19 protein-coding genes, 12 tRNA genes and 1 rRNA gene are annotated in these 16,654 nt (G+C 46.3%); 29 read left to right on the top strand and 3 right to left on the bottom strand.

Translation table 11 applies throughout. From position 1 onward, the window contains the following. Nucleotides 1-169: 169 nt before the first annotated feature. Together ABVF09_RS19590 and ABVF09_RS19585 are read right to left on the bottom strand one after the other, a co-directional pair. On the bottom strand, nt 170-931 hold the full coding sequence (locus ABVF09_RS19590; protein ID WP_026571361.1) for a rhomboid family intramembrane serine protease: 762 nt from the start codon (nt 929-931) through the stop codon (nt 170-172). A 58-nt stretch (nt 932-989) separates the two neighbouring features. Continuing rightward, the gene (locus ABVF09_RS19585) at nt 990-1,148 is read right to left on the bottom strand and encodes a hypothetical protein (RefSeq protein ID WP_153465199.1); all 159 of its coding nucleotides are present in this window, start codon (nt 1,146-1,148) and stop codon (nt 990-992) included. Nucleotides 1,149-1,262: 114 nt separating this feature from the next. Between ABVF09_RS19585 and acpS the strand changes: the two genes are divergently transcribed. The 15 genes from acpS to ABVF09_RS19510 all read left to right on the top strand — a co-directional run bounded on the left by acpS (nt 1,263) and on the right by ABVF09_RS19510 (nt 14,244). Next, nucleotides 1,263-1,619: a holo-ACP synthase gene (acpS, locus tag ABVF09_RS19580; RefSeq protein WP_371069872.1), complete on the top strand. Its 357-nt coding sequence runs from the start codon at nt 1,263-1,265 to the stop codon at nt 1,617-1,619. 134 nt (nt 1,620-1,753) lie between these two features. Next, entirely contained in the window at nt 1,754-3,268 is a 1,515-nt protein-coding gene (locus ABVF09_RS19575; RefSeq protein ID WP_371069871.1) for an NAD(P)H-hydrate dehydratase, read from the top strand. 56 nt (nt 3,269-3,324) lie between these two features. After that, nucleotides 3,325-4,344 (top strand): LolA family protein, encoded by a 1,020-nt coding sequence (locus tag ABVF09_RS19570; protein WP_026571358.1) that lies wholly within the window; start codon nt 3,325-3,327, stop codon nt 4,342-4,344. A 299-nt stretch (nt 4,345-4,643) separates the two neighbouring features. Then, on the top strand, nt 4,644-5,798 hold the full coding sequence (gene alr / locus ABVF09_RS19565) for an alanine racemase (RefSeq protein ID WP_321172344.1): 1,155 nt from the start codon (nt 4,644-4,646) through the stop codon (nt 5,796-5,798). 185 nt (nt 5,799-5,983) lie between these two features. Beyond that, complete coding sequence (locus ABVF09_RS19560; RefSeq protein WP_026571355.1) at nt 5,984-6,265, top strand: CopG family ribbon-helix-helix protein; 282 nt, start codon at nt 5,984-5,986, stop codon at nt 6,263-6,265. Between the two features lie 4 nt (nt 6,266-6,269). Then, on the top strand, nt 6,270-6,620 hold the full coding sequence (locus ABVF09_RS19555) for a type II toxin-antitoxin system PemK/MazF family toxin (RefSeq protein WP_026571354.1): 351 nt from the start codon (nt 6,270-6,272) through the stop codon (nt 6,618-6,620). Nucleotides 6,621-6,936: 316 nt separating this feature from the next. Further along, complete coding sequence (locus ABVF09_RS19550) at nt 6,937-7,809, top strand: RsbT co-antagonist protein RsbRA (RefSeq protein ID WP_371069870.1); 873 nt, start codon at nt 6,937-6,939, stop codon at nt 7,807-7,809. A gap of 8 nt (nt 7,810-7,817) precedes the next feature. Continuing rightward, nucleotides 7,818-8,174 carry an STAS domain-containing protein gene (locus ABVF09_RS19545; RefSeq protein ID WP_026571352.1) on the top strand — a complete coding sequence of 119 codons (357 nt, stop codon included), beginning with the start codon at nt 7,818-7,820 and terminating at the stop codon, nt 8,172-8,174. A gap of 2 nt (nt 8,175-8,176) precedes the next feature. Then, on the top strand, nt 8,177-8,578 hold the full coding sequence (locus ABVF09_RS19540; RefSeq protein ID WP_026571351.1) for an anti-sigma regulatory factor: 402 nt from the start codon (nt 8,177-8,179) through the stop codon (nt 8,576-8,578). Between the two features lie 12 nt (nt 8,579-8,590). Next, the gene (locus tag ABVF09_RS19535) at nt 8,591-9,601 is read left to right on the top strand and encodes a PP2C family protein-serine/threonine phosphatase (protein ID WP_026770888.1); all 1,011 of its coding nucleotides are present in this window, start codon (nt 8,591-8,593) and stop codon (nt 9,599-9,601) included. A gap of 62 nt (nt 9,602-9,663) precedes the next feature. After that, nucleotides 9,664-9,993, top strand: a complete 330-nt coding sequence (locus ABVF09_RS19530; RefSeq protein ID WP_026770887.1) for an STAS domain-containing protein — start codon at nt 9,664-9,666, stop codon at nt 9,991-9,993. 1 nt (nt 9,994) lies between these two features. Further along, a complete protein-coding gene (gene rsbW, locus ABVF09_RS19525) occupies nt 9,995-10,471 on the top strand; it encodes an anti-sigma B factor RsbW (protein WP_026770886.1) in 477 nt (158 codons plus the stop codon). After that, nucleotides 10,443-11,231: an RNA polymerase sigma factor SigB gene (sigB, locus tag ABVF09_RS19520; protein WP_026571347.1), complete on the top strand. Its 789-nt coding sequence runs from the start codon at nt 10,443-10,445 to the stop codon at nt 11,229-11,231. The genes rsbW and sigB overlap by 29 nt, the downstream gene beginning before the upstream one ends. Next, nucleotides 11,231-11,839, top strand: a complete 609-nt coding sequence (locus ABVF09_RS19515) for a PP2C family serine/threonine-protein phosphatase (protein WP_321172343.1) — start codon at nt 11,231-11,233, stop codon at nt 11,837-11,839. The genes sigB and ABVF09_RS19515 overlap by 1 nt, the downstream gene beginning before the upstream one ends. Before the next feature lie 203 nt (nt 11,840-12,042). Next, nucleotides 12,043-14,244 carry a Tex family protein gene (locus tag ABVF09_RS19510; protein ID WP_371069869.1) on the top strand — a complete coding sequence of 734 codons (2,202 nt, stop codon included), beginning with the start codon at nt 12,043-12,045 and terminating at the stop codon, nt 14,242-14,244. Nucleotides 14,245-14,317: 73 nt separating this feature from the next. Here the strand turns inward: ABVF09_RS19510 and cmpA are convergent, their stop codons facing one another. Continuing rightward, entirely contained in the window at nt 14,318-14,431 is a 114-nt protein-coding gene (cmpA, locus tag ABVF09_RS19505) for a cortex morphogenetic protein CmpA (RefSeq protein ID WP_152525496.1), read from the bottom strand. A 94-nt stretch (nt 14,432-14,525) separates the two neighbouring features. Here cmpA and ABVF09_RS19500 point away from each other — a divergent pair, with 94 nt between their 5' ends. The 14 genes from ABVF09_RS19500 to ABVF09_RS19435 all read left to right on the top strand — a co-directional run. Beyond that, on the top strand, nt 14,526-14,984 hold the full coding sequence (locus tag ABVF09_RS19500; protein ID WP_026571344.1) for a SprT family protein: 459 nt from the start codon (nt 14,526-14,528) through the stop codon (nt 14,982-14,984). Nucleotides 14,985-15,215: 231 nt separating this feature from the next. Then, nucleotides 15,216-15,290, top strand: a tRNA-Asn gene (locus ABVF09_RS19495). 2 nt (nt 15,291-15,292) lie between these two features. Then, a tRNA-Ser gene (locus tag ABVF09_RS19490) sits at nt 15,293-15,383 on the top strand. Nucleotides 15,384-15,392: 9 nt separating this feature from the next. Then, a tRNA-Glu gene (locus ABVF09_RS19485) sits at nt 15,393-15,464 on the top strand. 20 nt (nt 15,465-15,484) lie between these two features. After that, nucleotides 15,485-15,561, top strand: a tRNA-Asp gene (locus ABVF09_RS19480). 6 nt (nt 15,562-15,567) lie between these two features. After that, nucleotides 15,568-15,642, top strand: a tRNA-Gln gene (locus tag ABVF09_RS19475). A 34-nt stretch (nt 15,643-15,676) separates the two neighbouring features. Then, nucleotides 15,677-15,749, top strand: a tRNA-Lys gene (locus ABVF09_RS19470). A gap of 73 nt (nt 15,750-15,822) precedes the next feature. After that, nucleotides 15,823-15,903 (top strand) — tRNA-Leu (locus tag ABVF09_RS19465). A gap of 52 nt (nt 15,904-15,955) precedes the next feature. Beyond that, nucleotides 15,956-16,041 (top strand) — tRNA-Leu (locus ABVF09_RS19460). Nucleotides 16,042-16,098: 57 nt separating this feature from the next. Next, nucleotides 16,099-16,175: transfer RNA gene (locus tag ABVF09_RS19455), tRNA-Arg, on the top strand. 4 nt (nt 16,176-16,179) lie between these two features. Further along, a tRNA-Pro gene (locus ABVF09_RS19450) sits at nt 16,180-16,256 on the top strand. 28 nt (nt 16,257-16,284) lie between these two features. Then, nucleotides 16,285-16,358, top strand: a tRNA-Gly gene (locus ABVF09_RS19445). Nucleotides 16,359-16,363: 5 nt separating this feature from the next. Continuing rightward, nucleotides 16,364-16,440 (top strand) — tRNA-Ile (locus tag ABVF09_RS19440). Between the two features lie 86 nt (nt 16,441-16,526). Beyond that, nucleotides 16,527-16,654 (top strand): 16S ribosomal RNA (locus ABVF09_RS19435); the annotation flags it as partial.

Below are 16,654 nucleotides of genomic sequence, written 5' to 3'. Positions count from 1 at the left end.
GAATTCGACTATTTAACATTTCGAATATCGTTCGGTTTTTGGTTTGGCCATCGTGCTTCTGCCCCAGCCACTTTTATTCGCCCCTCCCGGCAAAGAACAGAATGAAAAGGGACAAGGAGATCAAAACCCCGAAGCAACGGACCGTTCTCTTTCTACTTTTTAACTTCCGCTAAAAAAACCTTCCCAACACACCTAAAACAACCAATAATCCGATAAAAACCCACAAAGCAGGAACAAGATACTTTTTCCATGGAATCCTTCGTTTGTTCCAGCGGTTCGGATCAAAGTGTATGTCGCCATCCTGGGTGCGGGAACGCTTATTCCGCCACATGGCGAACGGCTTGACATTGTTTAAGAAAATCGGTGCCAGCGCCAGTCCTCCGATGAAACCGAACAGGTGACCGAGTATGTTGATTCCTGGACGCAGGAAGGTCATAATCAGTCCGATAATCAAAATGGTGGTTACAATTTGGGCATTGGCCCGGTCGATTAAATGCTTGCGGAAAAATACCATATACATGTACATTCCGAACAATCCATAGATTGCTCCCGAAGCTCCGACATGGACATAGTAAGCAGATGGATCGACAATAAAGGTAAATAGATTGCCGGCGAATCCGGTCAATAGGTAAATCAATAAAAACCGCAGTTTTCCGGTCATCTGCTCCAGAGCAGGACCGAAAAGCACAAGTGAAAAGGAATTGAACAGTACGTGCATGACACCGTTTGGATCGTGAAGGAATATCGGCGTGATCAGCCGCCAATATTCGCCGTTTTCGATAAACAGATTGACCCCGGCGCCCATCTGGAACAGCGGTCTCCCCGGCCCCAAGATAACGAGAAGCCAGACGACAAGTTGTATGGCAACGAGTGCTGTGACTACCGGATAAAAACGGATAAAATCTCGAAAGCTTTCATTTCTGATGAACATTTGTCTGCCCCTTTGATTGGTTATGATTCTACATATGTATAATACTTTACTATTATAGTTATTCACAAACATCACGGATTTCTCCTGCCTGACAAACTCGAATTTTTATTTTCTCCTTTTCTCCGTCTCCTTTGTCCTTTGCGGACGATGAACGTCGCTGCCGGATCAATCCTTGACCCCAGAAGTGGTAAATGGCTGCTCCTGTTAAGGTAATCATTTGGCAAATGCTCCCCTTTAGTCAGGCAAAAAGATGCCGGGGCACGCTTTCTCCTAGAGAAACGCCCTGTCAGCAGTTATACTGATGGTAGATGAATGAAAAGGTTGGGATTGGATGATTGTCGGGATTGGAATCGATATAATCGAGTTGGACAGAATCCGGAACAGTTTTTTAAGAAACCCACGGCTGGCGGAACGGGTATTAACAGAAAATGAGCTGGATGTATTACGGAAACTAGAAGCTCCGGGGAGACAGGTCGAATATTTAGCGGGAAGATTCGCTGCAAAAGAAGCTTACGCGAAGGCGCTTGGAACCGGGCTTGGAAAGCTGAGCTTTCAGGAAATCGAGGTCGTGTCCGATGAAAAGGGAGCGCCGCAGCTGAACGTCAGGGATGAGCATGATCGGAATTTGTTCTTGTCGATTTCCCACAGTCGGGAGTATGCGGTGGCACAAGTGGTCATCGAAGCATAGGCACGTCAAAGGATATTTCTTCAACATTGGATGAAAAGCAAGCAAATGTGGACTTTTTCTACAGGTTGTCAGGCTAGTCTGCATATTCGCATAGGTTGTCTCATAATATTTTAGTGCGGGTAGGAGGGAACATTGTGCATATTGTCACCGCAAAAGAAATGTACGAAGCTGATCGTTATGCAATGGAAACGATAGGAATCGAAGGGAAACTGCTGATGGAAAACGCCGGCAGGGCGGTTGCTGATAAAGCCGAAGAACGGATGACCAAAACCATGCGTGTGCTGGTGGTGTGTGGAAGTGGCAGCAACGGCGGAGACGGGTTCGTGATTGCCAGGACTCTGCTGGATAGAGGATATACTGTTCGAGTATTCCAGCTTGCCCCAGACGGGAAAATCACCGGTGATGCGGCTTATCACAAACGCCTCTATCAGACCATCGGCGGAAAAATCGAGCGGCGGGAAAGCGGCGCCAGTCTGGCTGTGGCTTTGCAGGAAAGTGATGCGGTCATCGATGCAATGCTTGGAATCGGGGCAACAGGAAAGCTGCGACCTCCATATGATGAGGCGGTTGAAAGAATCAACCAAGCTGACCTGCCGGTAATATCGGTCGATATTCCAAGCGGTGTGCCTGCTGACGAAGGGCACGATGGGATTACTGGTATAAAAGCCGATCACACAGTGATTGTAGCTGAACCCAAACAAAGCTTGTTCTCCCAGCAGACCGCTTCCTACTATGGAAGCTGGGAGGTAGTGGATATTGGGATACCATCCCGGGCCTGTGCTGATTCGGGCAGATACGTGTGGGGCATGGAAGAAACACAGTCCCATCTGGGGGAGCGAGGCCGCTTTTCGCATAAAGGCAGTCATGGTAAAGCGTTGTTGATCGGCGGTTCCCAGGATATGCCCGGTTCGATAACGCTGACAACTAAGGCAGCATTGCGGGGTGGAGCAGGTCTTGTAACGACAGGGACAGTCCCTCCAGTTATTCCGTCTATTGCTGCCCATTGTGCTGAAGCTACCTATCTTTCCTTGAATGCAGATGATCGAGGGCGGATCGCCCTTCAGGATGTCGATGTTTCCGGTTATGATGCATTGGCGATCGGAATGGGGATGGGCCGGGAGCATACAACTGCTGCATTTACTAGGAAGTTAGTTTCCGAGGCAAAAATCCCGGTGCTGGTAGATGCTGATGGTCTGCACCACTTGAAACAGGATATGGACATTTTGAAACAGCGTCGTCATCCGTCGATTCTTACGCCGCATCCTGGTGAAATGGCAATGCTGACGGGATATGGAATCAAGGAAATCATTCAGCGGCCCTTTGCGATTTCCCGGCAATTTGCCATCGAGTACGGTGTTTATCTAGTACTGAAGGGTTCATTTACCATTGTTACTGATCCGGAGGGGAATCAATGGGTCAATACTTCAGGTAATGCCGGACTTGCCAAGGGAGGGAGCGGTGATGCGTTGTCTGGCATATTGCTGGCTCAAGTCATGCAGCAGCAAAGCATCCAGCAGGCATTGTCCATCGGGTGTTACATCCATGGCATGTCCGCGGATCAGCAAGTCGCCAGCAGCCATTCCGTGCATGATTTAACAGCCAGTGATGTCATCGATGGACTCGCCTCTGTGTTTCGTACACTTTCTTGACTCGGACACTTATGCGTTCCCTTTGTCCTTTGAAATGAGACAAAGGAGTTGTGACCATGAGAAAAAAACTCGGATTAGGGGTCATGCTGTTATCAGTGATCCTGGTCTTGGCTGCCTGTGGGGAAAAGTCGAAAGAAGATGTGGCGGATAAGTTATCGGGGAATTTAGAGAAAATGAACGGCTACAAGGCGGAAGCAACCATGAGTCTGCAGACAGGTGAAGAGAGCCAGGCGTTCGACATTGAAATTTCCCACAAAAAGAAAGATTTTTACCGGGTGTTGTTGAAAAACGAGAAAGATGAAAAGGGCAGTCAAATCATTCTCAAAAATGAAGATGGAGTGTTTGTCCTGACCCCTGCTCTGAACAAAAGCTTCAAATTCAAAAGCGAATGGCCGAACAACAGTAGCCAGCCTTATCTGTACCAGTCGTTGGTAAAAGATGTATTAGAGGATTCGGAGGCATCTTTCAAAACCACGGAAAATTATTATGTGTTTGAGACAAAGACGAATTATCAAAATAACAACAATCTTCCATACCAGGAAATCTATTTTGATAAAAAAGCATACACGCCGGTAATGGTGAAAGTGTTGGATAAGGATAAAAACCCGGTAGTGGAAGTTCAGTTCTCATCATTCGAACTCGATCCGGAATTTGCCGGAGATGCATTTGAAATCGAAAAAAATATGACCAGCGGAACATTGGGTATTCCGGTATCTGCTGAAGAAAGTGACAACGGAGAGTTGGAAGTCTTTTATCCATTGGAACGCGCCGGTTCTGAATTGGTGGAAAAGAAAGAGGTTGAAACGGACAACGGCAAGCGGGTGATTCTATCCTTTGCCGGGGAGAAGAACTTCACACTTGTTCAGGAAAGAGCGGATGCTTATCCTGCCAGCGCGATGGTTCCGGAGCAGGTCAATGGAGAAATCGTCAACTTAGGTTTCACCATGGGAGCTTTGAGCGAGGCCTCTCTTCAATGGCAGGCCAATGGCAATACGTATTATCTAGCCAGTGAGGACCTTACCAAACAGGAAATGATCGAAGTCGCAAGCTCCGTTACAGGACAGGAAATAAAATAAAATTCGCTAGCAGGCTCCATTACCAGGGTCTGCTTTATTTTTTTGCGGAAGTTGGTGGAGACGCCATCTTCAGGGGATTGCTTTTCATGAATTATGGAAACAAACGCCGCTTTTTCTGAATGGTTGTTGAGTATGTGCGGCGGTTTCATGCTGTCGAAGTATCCCTGAGCCAATCGGATGGCAATAATTATGGGAAAGAAGCTTTTGGGCAGCATATTTTCGTGGCAACCCACTGTTATCGCTATACGGTTCCGAACTGTTTCTGATACGATAGAAGAAAAAGGATAGGAGAGGTCATCTTGCAAAATTTTTACCGGGACTCCTGGGTGGAAGTCGACCTGGACAATATAGCATTCAATATCCAACAAATACGTCAACGCCTCTCGTCAAAAACAAAAATTTTCGCCGTTGTGAAGGCGAATGCGTACGGTCATGGCGATATAGAGGTGGCTGAAACTGCTTTGCGCTCCGGTGCAGACAGATTGGCTGTATCATTATTGGATGAAGCGGTTAAGCTTAGAAGTAATGGAATAACTGCGCCAATCCTGGTAATGGGAAGGATCCGGCCGGAAGATGTTCCGGTGGCTGTCAAGCATGACATCGCCGTTACGTTTTACCAAGTGGAATGGGTAAGGCAGGTCAAGCAGTCGGATTTTTCCGGTACACTGAAGCTGCATTTGAAATGGGATACCGGAATGGGACGGATCGGCATCAGGTCAGTGGAGGAGCTCGACGCCATCCTGAAGGAGTTGACGGACGACAGGATGGAACTGGAAGGGATTTTCACTCATTTTGCTACGGCAGATGAAGCTGATACCGACTATTTTGAACGTCAGCAAACTCGCTTTCAAGAATTGCTTGCTGCTTTTGAAACAAAATGGGACAAGCCTGTACACCTGCACACCGGCAATAGTGCCGCTAGTATGAGGTTCCCGGAACGAATGGCTCACTTTATCAGGTATGGAATCAGCATGTATGGTTTGTATCCATCCTCCCAAGTGAAACGGGAAAAGCCTGTTGAACTAAACCCCGCCTTTTCCCTTCATAGCCGATTGACACAGGTGAAAAAATTGCCAGCAGGAGAATCGATCAGCTATGGAGCCACTTATACAACCGAAAAGGACGAGTGGATCGGTACGGTTCCGCTCGGTTATGCAGACGGAATCCTCCGCAAATTGCAGGGAAAGGAAGTACTTGTGGAGGGAAAAAGGGTTCCGATTGTCGGACGAATCTGTATGGACCAGTTCATGATCCGCCTGGACGGACCTTGTCCGGTGGGAACAAAAGTGACTATTATCGGAAGGCAGGGAGCAGAAGAAGTGACCATGGACGAGGTGGCCGATTATCTGGAAACAATCAATTATGAGATTCCGTGCACAATCAGTCCCAGGGTCCCGCGGGTTTATCTTGAACAGGGAGAGATAACCAAAATCAGCAATCCGCTGCTGACTTGAATGCGTTCAAACACTTGCAGGATTGATTGTTCAGGAATAGGCTCCATACATGTTTCCTCCAGCAATTGGCAAGGAGAGGATTTTTTTTGATAAAAAGTTCCGGAATGCCTTTGCAATGCAGTTTATACAATGATATGATTAGGTTGGATTAAAAAAGACTGGGCTTGTAGATATGGTGGAGGTGTATGGTTGTGTCAGAGAGCTTACAAGAGATAATTGTGAGACTGCCAAAAAACCTGCTTAGCGAGGTGGATGGGTTAATGGAAACCGAGAACAGTGATCTGAGCGACTTTATTTGTCAGGCAACAAAATCGTATTTGCGTGAAAAGAAAAAACGTCATATTCGTGAATCTATGCAAAGAGGCTATATGGAAATGGCCAAAATCAATCTCAACATTGCTTCAGAGGCTTTTCAAGCTGAAGAGGAGGCCGAAAACACCCTAGAACGTTTAGTGAGCGGGGTGTAAGGGGTTGATTGTAAAAAGAGGCGAAGTTTATTTCGCCGATCTTTCCCCTGTAGTGGGTTCCGAGCAGGGGGGCGTTCGTCCAGTATTGGTTTTGCAAAACGATATCGGCAACCGTTTTAGCCCTACGGTTATCGTTGCAGCCATTACCGCGCAGATACAAAAGGCAAAACTGCCGACACATGTTGAAATCGATGCAAAGAAGTATGGATTTGAGCGCGACTCCGTCATTTTGCTCGAGCAAATTCGAACAATAGACAAACAGCGTCTAACGGATAAAATCACCCATTTAGACAAACCCATGATGGAAAACATCAATAAGGCCTTGGAAATAAGCCTGGGTTTAACAGATTTTTAAAAGTTGTTGACGCATAAACTGAACACCCAAACATCCATGTCCCGGGAGGCCGGCGCATGGATGTTTTTTTACTGTTTAAAGCAAAAATGGAGTCTGCGCATAGCCGGGGGCTTGCCATTCCTTACAGAATCACTGACAGATGTAGTCCATGCAGTGGAAAGGTAAATAATGGCTGGAGCGGCTGAGCGAACCGCCGTATGCCCGCGGCCGCCCAAGGAGAATCGAAGTCGAACCATATCAAAAAATTTGCGCGTCAGCCATAAACATGTGACAATAAGTATATCTATTTTAGGGAGACTTGGCAGGGGGTAGTTGAATGGATAGAAAGCTGAAAGATCTTGTAATAGAAAACAGTGATACGATTGTGCAAATGTGGCTGGATGAGATATCGAAAGGCCGACAAAGCGATTATACATCGACAATATCCGAGGAATTGTTCGAAAGCACCAACAGGGAATTTGTCAATGTCATTTTTGCAAGTGTCGAAAAGCAGGGTATCACCACGGCTTTAGAAGACTTTTCGGAAAGGCTTGTCAACCTGGGCTGGCCGCTGAGTTATTTGACCGATGGGCTGCAATCCTTCCGCAGGGTGACAATTAACTATATCTTGAGCGAGCAAACGCAGGTGGGATCGGATTATTTCTCTGAAGTTTTGCAGGCGGTGGATAACTGGGTCGATCCAATTATCAATAAACTGGTCAATGAGTATTCCGGCAGCTGGGAACATATTGTCTCCCTGCAACGGGTAGCCCTGCAAGAGCTATCGGCACCATTGATTCCGGTTATGGAAAATATTACCGTCATGCCGTTGATCGGCACGATCGACACGGAAAGGGCAAAGCTGATCATGGAGAATCTGCTGGACGGCGTCATCAAACACAATGCTGAAGTCGTGTTGATTGATATTACCGGTGTTCCGGTTGTGGATACGATGGTAGCCCATCATATCATCCAGGCTGCAGAAGCGGTTCGTCTGATCGGTTCTACATGTATCCTTGTCGGGATCCGGCCGGAAATTGCTCAAACAATTGTCAATTTGGGAATCGATTTGAGCAAGTTCCCGACAAAGAGCTCGTTGAGGAAAGGGTTCCAATCGGCCTTGGAGTCGACCAATAGAAAAATCGTCGGTACAGCAGACAGTCACGAGAATGATATCGAACAATTAGTAGATTCTCTGGATAGGGAGTGAACGGGGTCATGAGAATACCAATTTTAAAGCTTCATAATTATTTATTGATTTCTATCCAAATTGATCTGGATGACCAGAGTGCCATCCAGTTTCAGGAAGACCTTTTGAGTAAAATACATCAAAGCGGAGCGACCGGCGTAGTAATTGATTTAACATCTGTCGATATTATCGACTCCTTTATTGCTAAGGTGCTTGGTGACGTAGTGACGATGTCGGATCTTATGGGGGCAAAAGTCGTATTGACTGGGATTCAGCCAGCAGTAGCTATGACGCTGATTGACTTGGGCATCCATCTGCAAGATGTTCCAACAGCCTTAGATTTAGAGCAAGGCTTGATCAAATTGCGTCAGGAATTGGAGGAGTGAACATGGATTTCCAATCCTGCGTTAATATTAACAAAGAGTGGGATATAGTTGGCGCCCGCCAAATCGGACGGGACTTTGCCAGAAAAATCGGGTTTGGTACAGTGGATCAGGCACGGATTGCCACTGCTATATCTGAACTCGCGAGAAATATCTATTTATACGCTGGGACAGGAAAAATCTGCTTCGAAACCATTGAAGAAATAGACCGTAAAGGATTGGTCATTTTAGCAGTGGATGATGGACCGGGAATAGCAGAGATCAGCAAAGTGATGGAAGACGGCTATTCTACTTCAGGAGGTCTTGGCGCAGGATTGCCGGGTGTGAAAAGGCTGATGGATGAATTTGATATTATATCCGAGCAAGAAAAGGGGACAGAGATAAAAGCAGTGAAATGGGTTCGTTGAGGGGGGTAAGCGATGAGTACGTTGAACATGGATTTAAGCAATTATCGAGACTTACTAAAACAGTATATCCGAACACAAGACGAGACCGCTCTCTACCAGGCGGAACAATTCAGTAAGCTGTCGATGCAGCAAAACATTTCCCCTGAAGAAATCATCAACGTTCATATCCAGGCTTTGCAGGAACTGTATCCGGAATTGCCCGAAGGGATCAAGTCATCGATGAACTTCCTGCTGGAGGCCATGATTTCCTATGGACTGGCTTACCAGGAATTCCAATCGCTACGGGAACAGCAGCTGGCTTTGAAATCGGAAATATCCGTCGCGGCCAGTATGCAGCAAACACTTCTTACAACGGTAAAGCCGGAAGTGGAAGGGCTGGATATCGGAGCCATCAGTATTCCCGCCAACCAAATGAACGGAGATTATCACCATTTTGTTCAAAATGATGATAACAAATTAGGTATCGCGATAGCCGATGTTATCGGAAAAGGGATACCGGCTGCACTGGCCATGTCGATGATCAAGTATTCCATGGATAGTATTCCGGAGAACCGGATGGATCCAAGCAACATACTGGAAAGCCTGAACAGGGTGGTCGAGCGCAACGTGGACCCGAGCATGTTCATCACCATGTTTTATGGTCTGTACGATCCAAGCAATGAAAAGTTTTACTATTCCTCTGCAGGTCATGAACCCGGCTTTTATTATAACGCGGCGGAAGATAAATTCGAGGAAATAGAAGCCAGGGGAGTTGTGCTTGGGGTGACCCGGGATACGGAGTATCGTCAGTACGAACGGAAAGTAAATGCAGGGGACATGATCATCATGCTGACCGACGGGGTGACGGAGTGCCGGCAGGGTGACCGTTTTATTGAACCGGAGGAAGTCCTTGATGTGATCAAGTCTTATATGCACCTGCCTGCCCAGAAATTGGTAGAGCAAGTATATAAGCACTTCGAACGACTCCAGGATTTTCATTTGCGGGATGATTTTACCTTGATTATTTTGCGCAAGGAAGTTTGATGGGGACCTGGTCAGGGTAATATCCTATATTGAGTGAATATTACGGAAGTAGGAGGATAACCATGAACTTAGATATTAATGTCTCAGATAAAGACTCAACGGCAGTTGTGGCACTTGCTGGAGAGATTGATGCTTTTACTGCCCCTCAATTGAAGGAACAGTTGCTGCCGTTGACGAAAGAATCGGGCAAAGTAGTGGAAGTGAACCTGGAAAATGTCAATTACATGGACAGTACAGGACTCGGCGTTTTTGTCAGCGCGTTGAAGTCGACAAAAGAAAACAACAGCGAACTGAAACTTGTTCAGTTGCAGGACCGAGTAATGCGTTTGTTTGAAATAACCGGTTTAACCGATATTATAAATATTGATTCTACAGTACGGGGTGGATCTTAATATGGAACCTTTTGACTTCATAGAAATTAAAGTTCCTGCTAAAGCAGAATATGTAGGGGTCGTAAGATTGAGTACATCTGGCGTCGCGAATCGGATGGGATTCAATTACGAGGATATCGAGGATCTGAAAGTGGCGATATCGGAAGCGATGACCAATGCCGTCACCCACGCATACCAGGGGGCGGAAGAAGGAGAAGTCACGGTTGGTTTCGGAGTTTATGAGGACCGATTGGAGGTAATGGTGGCAGATCATGGCGGCAGCTTCGACCTGGGCAAAGTAAAAGCCGACATCGGTCCGTATGAACAATCGGAGCCGATTGAGAATCTCCGTGAGGGCGGATTCGGTTTATTCTTGATCGATGCTTTGATGGATAAGGTAGAGATAAACAGCGACCATGGGGTTATCGTATTGATGACAAAATACACCCAGGAAAATAAGGTGGGATTAGATGACGACCAAATCTCAACCACACAATAGACGTGAGGATGAGGTTTACCAATGGATAAAGCATCTGCAGGAAAATCCCACAGACGAATCGGTTCAAGAAAAAATTGTATTGGCTTATCAGGATCTTGTGGAGTCAATAGCCCGCAAGTATTCAAAAAACAGTTCGATACATGAGGATTTAGTGCAGGTCGGGATGCTGGGGCTGCTGGCTGCTATTCGCAGATATGACCCTGAATTTGGTAAATCCTTTGAATCATTTGCAATACCGACCATAATCGGTGAAATCAAACGATTTATCCGCGATAAAACGTGGAGTGTCCATGTCCCGCGTCGAATCAAGGAATTAGGTCCGAAAATCAAGAAAGCTATCGAAGAGTTGACTTCGGACAATCAGCAATCGCCTTCCGTGACCGAGATAGCCGCTTACCTTGAAGTGAGCGAAGAGGACGTCCTGGAAACGATGGAAATGGGCAAAAGCTATAAAGCGCTGTCCGTAGACCGGAAAATCGAAGCGGATTCTGATGGCAGCACGGTTTCCATACTGGACTTGATCGGTAATCAGGATTCCGGTTATGAGAATGTGGACCAGCGTATGCTGCTTGAAAAAATTCTGCCGATTTTAACAGAAAGAGAACAAGAAATCCTGAAATATACCTACTTTGAAAACATGAGCCAAAAAGATACCGGTGAGATGCTTGGCATTTCGCAAATGCATGTATCCCGTCTGCAAAGGCGTGCATTGAGAAAACTTAGAGAAGCATTGCAGTCAGAAAGCTCGGAGGTTTTCTAGTGAGTGAATTGGATAAACAGCGAATGCAGGTTTCCGTCTATCAGACAGCGAAAAAAGGCAACTATTACTGTGGTGACAGCTATTACTATACAGAAACAGAAGACGAGTTTATCTGTGCTTTAGCTGACGGTTTGGGCAGCGGGGAATACGCCAAAGAGTCTTCACAGGCTGTTATGGATGTCATTGAAGAAAACATTTTCGCGAGCGTCGATGAGATAATAAAGGTGTGCAATGAAAGATTGGTAGGAAAGCGCGGCGTTGTATTAGGTGTATTGAAGGTGAACTTTACATCGAATGCTTATTCGTTCAGTTCGATTGGTAATATCGGTATCATGACGATAACAGACAAACAGGAGAAAAAACGGAGCATTCCGAACGCCGGTTACCTGGGCGGTTATAAACGCCCTTTCAAAGTGTTTGACGGCACAATGGAACCAGGTATGATTTTTATTATGTTTTCAGATGGGGTCAATTCAATGGATTTGTCTTCCAAATATTTTTTGGGCAAAGATGTCGAAAGAATCACGGAGACGTATGCTGCCATGGTAGGACAAAACAAAGATGATGACACCACCTTGATTGCCATGAAGTTTGCCAAAAGTGAATAGCATCGTCGAAAGCATACTCTTATCTTGGAAGATGGGAGTATTCGTTTTTTAGGCAGCATCTGACCGGTTTACTCTCAACATGGAGTAGGCCGGTTTTTTTGGTTGTCCTGTGTGGTAGCAATCGTAATTGCGCTACTTCCATGTGGGATTTTCGTCACTTTGACTAATTCCTCTCTGTGTATCGGCGGGGCTGATTTGGTACAATGGAGACAAGAAGCGTAAGGAGGAAACCGATATTGAGTGAAGCACACGAATATGACCAGTTAATAAAATGGGTGGCAGGAGAAACAAAGGTTTCAGCTGCACCAATCAAACAAGTTATTTCTTTGTTGGAAGAAGGGAATACGGTTCCGTTTATCGCCAGGTACCGCAAAGAGCAGACCGGCGGATTGGATGAAGTGCAAATCAAAGCAATTGAAGATAAATGGACATATGCGCAAAATCTGGCAGAACGTAAGCAGGAAGTCATTCGCTTGATCGATGAACAGGACAAATTGACTCCCGAGCTCGAAGCTAGCATAAGGAATGCAACGCAACTGCAGCGGGTGGAAGATCTTTATCGTCCTTATAAGCAAAAAAGAAGAACGAAGGCGACCATAGCCAAAGAAAAAGGATTGGAACCACTGGCGGAGAAAGTATGGAACCATCAGGTGGAGGATTTAGAAAAGGCGGCAGCGGCTTATTTATCGGATGAGCATGAATTGGTCTCGACGGATGAAGTGATAGCCGGGGTCAACGATATAATCGCTGAGTGGATCGCCGATGATGCTCAATACAGGGAGTACATACGGGATAAAACGTTCAAAGCCGGGACGATTCGCGGGGATGCCAAGGATCGGGAAAAGGACGAAAAAAGCGTTTTTGAGATGTACTATGATTATGAGGAACCGATCAGATCGATTGTTGCCCACCGTGTGCTCGCTCTCAACCGCGGAGAAAAGGAAGAGGTCATCAAAGTAGCTGTGCGTCCCCCTGTAGAACAAATAACTGAATACCTGAATAAAAGGCTTGTAAAAAGAAACGATACAGCCGTCATCAAACAGTTTTGGAAGGAAGTTATCGAGGACAGCTATAAGCGCTTGATCCAGCCGTCGATTGAACGGGAAATCCGGAACAGTCTATCGGAAAAAGCAGAACAGCAAGCAATCGATATTTTTTCGACCAATTTGAAAAACCTCCTGCTGCAACCGCCGCTTAAAGGGAGAGTCGTCCTGGGGGTCGATCCGGCATTCCGTACAGGCTGTAAGCTGGCGGTTATAGATGAGACAGGCAAGGTTCATGCCATTCAAGTAATCTATCCAACTGCCCCTAAAAAGGATAAAAAGGGAGCGGAAAAGGTTCTGTTATCGCTCTTAAAGCAGTATCCCATCGAGCTCATCGCCATTGGCAACGGCACTGCTTCAAGAGAGACCGAACAATTTATTGCAGACTTTATCAGTGACCATCAGTTAGATATCGCTTATATCATTGTAAATGAAGCCGGTGCCAGTGTTTACTCAGCTTCTAAGCTGGCCCGTGAAGAATTCCCTGAGTTGCAGGTGGAAGAACGAAGCGCCGTTTCGATTGCAAGAAGGGTGCAGGATCCCCTGGCGGAGTTGGTGAAAATCGACCCCAAGTCTATAGGAGTCGGGCAATACCAGCATGATGTCAGCCAAAAAAGCTTGAACGGATCCTTGACCTTCGTGGTGGAGACCGCCGTCAACCAGGTCGGTGTCAATGTCAACACTGCTTCAGCTTTTTTGTTGCAGTATGTATCTGGCTTAAGTAAAACCGTCGCGGGTAATGTAATCAAGCAACGGAACGAAAACGGCAAATTCACCAGCAGAAGCCAACTGAAAAAAATTCCGCGTTTAGGCAATAAAACGTATGAACAGTGCATTGGCTTTCTTCGGGTTCCCGACGGGGATGAGCCGCTGGACAGGACTGCGATCCACCCGGAAAGTTATTCGGCGGCCAACCAGCTGCTGCGCATGCTAAATTTTTCTACTGATGATTTAGGTACAGAAGCATTGAAGCAAGCCTTATCTGAGGTGACTCTAGGGGAAACTGCTGAAAAACTCGGTATCGGGGTACCGACTTTGGAGGACATCATGAAAGCATTGGCAAGCCCTGAGCGTGATCCACGGGACGATTTTCCACAGCCGCTATTAAAAAAGAACGTGTTGGCCATGGAAGATCTACAGCCTGGAATGGAACTTCAAGGAACGGTAAGAAACGTTGTCGATTTCGGAGTATTCGTGGATATTGGGGTTAAGCAGGATGGTTTGGTGCATATTTCGAAAATGTCCAAGCAATTTGTGAAACATCCGACCGATGTTGCAGCCGTCGGAGGTGTTGTCACCGTCTGGATAGACAGTGTCGACGTAGATAAACAGCGGATAGCTTTGACAATGGTACAGGATTAATGAAAACAAAAGGGCTGTTCCTGCAGCCCTTTTGTCTATGGTTAAGTATAAGCATTTCCTGACTGCGGTCTATTTAGCAGGAGTTTTTATCCTGATAAAAAAACCAACATTGATTCAATACTTTTATTTGGTATAAATCTTTGGTAAGGAAGGCTTTTGTCATTTGCTTTTTAAACCAATTGGGCATCTGAACCATCCTCCTGGACAAATAGTGTTGGAAATCAGGCAGAAATCAAGTTATTGTAGGGTATGCAAATCAAGTAAAAGGTGTGACGATAATGGTGGAAACAATCAGTCAGAAAAAACTGGAGGAATTGGTGGACGAATTGTCGAAAAAGTACTTTGATAAGCCTTTTATCGACGAAGTAATGTTTAACAACCGTTTACGTACAACCGGGGGAAGGTACATTCCGTCCAGAAGAACAATAGAACTGAACCCGAAGTTTCTAACAGAGTTGGGGCAAGAAGAATTTATCGGCATCATTAAACATGAACTGTGCCATTATCATTTGCATATCGAAGGGAAAGGATATAAGCATCGCGATCCTGATTTTAGAGAGTTGTTGCGCAAGACTGGATCTCCTCGTTTTTGTCAGGCTCTTCCTTCTGCCAGAAAGCAAACCAGACATCGGTATCAATGCAGGGATTGCGGGCATATCTATGAAAGGGCAAGAAGAGTGGATACAAAGAAGTATCGCTGTGGCAGATGCAGAGGGAAGCTTGTTAAAGTATCGTCGTGACACCGTGAAATAAATTGGTGTATGAAAAAACAAAGGAAACCATTGACGAATCATGTCTTCCGTGTTAAATTAAATAAGCCCTTGAAAAAACAAAGCTTTTTCCCGTTTTTTCTTTTTTATTTTCCCGATTGCTTTCTTGAAAAAATTCAAAAAAGCAATTGACAAACCGGGCGAATTAATGTATTATACTTAACGTCGCTGTTGTTCGGAGCGGCAAAAAATACTTTTTATTCCACCGTAGCTCAGTGGTAGAGCAATCGGCTGTTAACCGATCGGTCGTAGGTTCGAATCCTACCGGTGGAGCCAGTGGAGAAGTACTCAAGTGGCTGAAGAGGCGCCCCTGCTAAGGGTGTAGGTCGCGTAAGCGGCGCGAGGGTTCAAATCCCTCCTTCTCCGCCATTGTATATTGGCCCGTTGGTCAAGTGGTTAAGACACCGCCCTTTCACGGCGGTAACACGGGTTCGAATCCCGTACGGGTCACTTTCATTTTATATCGGTAAGGTCCGGTAGTTCAGTTGGTTAGAATGCCTGCCTGTCACGCAGGAGGTCGCGGGTTCGAGTCCCGTCCGGACCGCCACTTTGTTGGGCTATAGCCAAGCGGTAAGGCATCGGGTTTTGATCCCGTGATTCGCTGGTTCGAATCCAGCTAGCCCAGCCATTTCTTTTATAAGTAAGATGATTGAATTTATTGTGAGCCATTAGCTCAGTTGGTAGAGCATCTGACTTTTAATCAGAGGGTCGGAGGTTCGAATCCTCCATGGCTCATCAAAAAAGTTGTGTGCTGGATTTTTTCTACGAGTTAAATCCAGCCCATTCCTTTTAGTCATTATCATATTGCGCGGGTGTGGCGGAATTGGCAGACGCGCTAGATTTAGGATCTAGTGTCTACGACGTGGGGGTTCAAGTCCCTCCACCCGCATTGTGTTTTGTCTACTGCTGTGGGGTCTGCACGGCATTTTATTTTTGCTTGAGCGGTCGTGGCGGAATGGCAGACGCGCTAGGTTGAGGGCCTAGTGGGGGCGACCCCGTGGAGGTTCAAGTCCTCTCGACCGCACCAAAAAAACATTGACATCGATTGATGAATATGATATATTAAAAGATGTCGCTTCAACGAGCGCCCGTAGCTCAATTGGATAGAGCGTTTGACTACGGATCAAGAGGTTAGGGGTTCGACTCCTCTCGGGCGCGCCATTATCGGGAAGTAGCTCAGCTTGGCAGAGCACTTGGTTTGGGACCAAGGGGTCGCAGGTTCAAATCCTGTCTTCCCGACCATGCTTCACCATATATATTCACTCACTTTGCGGGTGTAGTTTAGTGGTAAAACCTCAGCCTTCCAAGCTGATGATGAGGGTTCGATTCCCTTCACCCGCTCCATTAAGGGGCCTGTAGCTCAGTTGGTTAGAGCGCACGCCTGATAAGCGTGAGGTCGGTGGTTCAAGTCCACTCAGGCCCACCATTTTGATCTTTGAAAACTGAACAAAACAACCAGTATGTCAAGCAAGATATACAAGCTAGTTTTTGAACGAGCAAGCAAGCTCATCATTTATGGAGAGTTTGATCTTGGCTCAGGACGAACGCTGGCGGCGTGCCTAATACATGCAAGTCGAGCGCGGGAAGCAGGCAGATCCCTTCGGGGTGAAGCCTGTGGAACGAGCGGCGGACGGGTGAGT

The organism is Sediminibacillus sp. JSM 1682029 (assembly GCF_041366435.1).
Classification (GTDB): Bacteria; Bacillota; Bacilli; order Bacillales; family Amphibacillaceae; genus Sediminibacillus; species Sediminibacillus terrae.
This window is presented reverse-complemented; position numbering and strand designations above follow the sequence as displayed.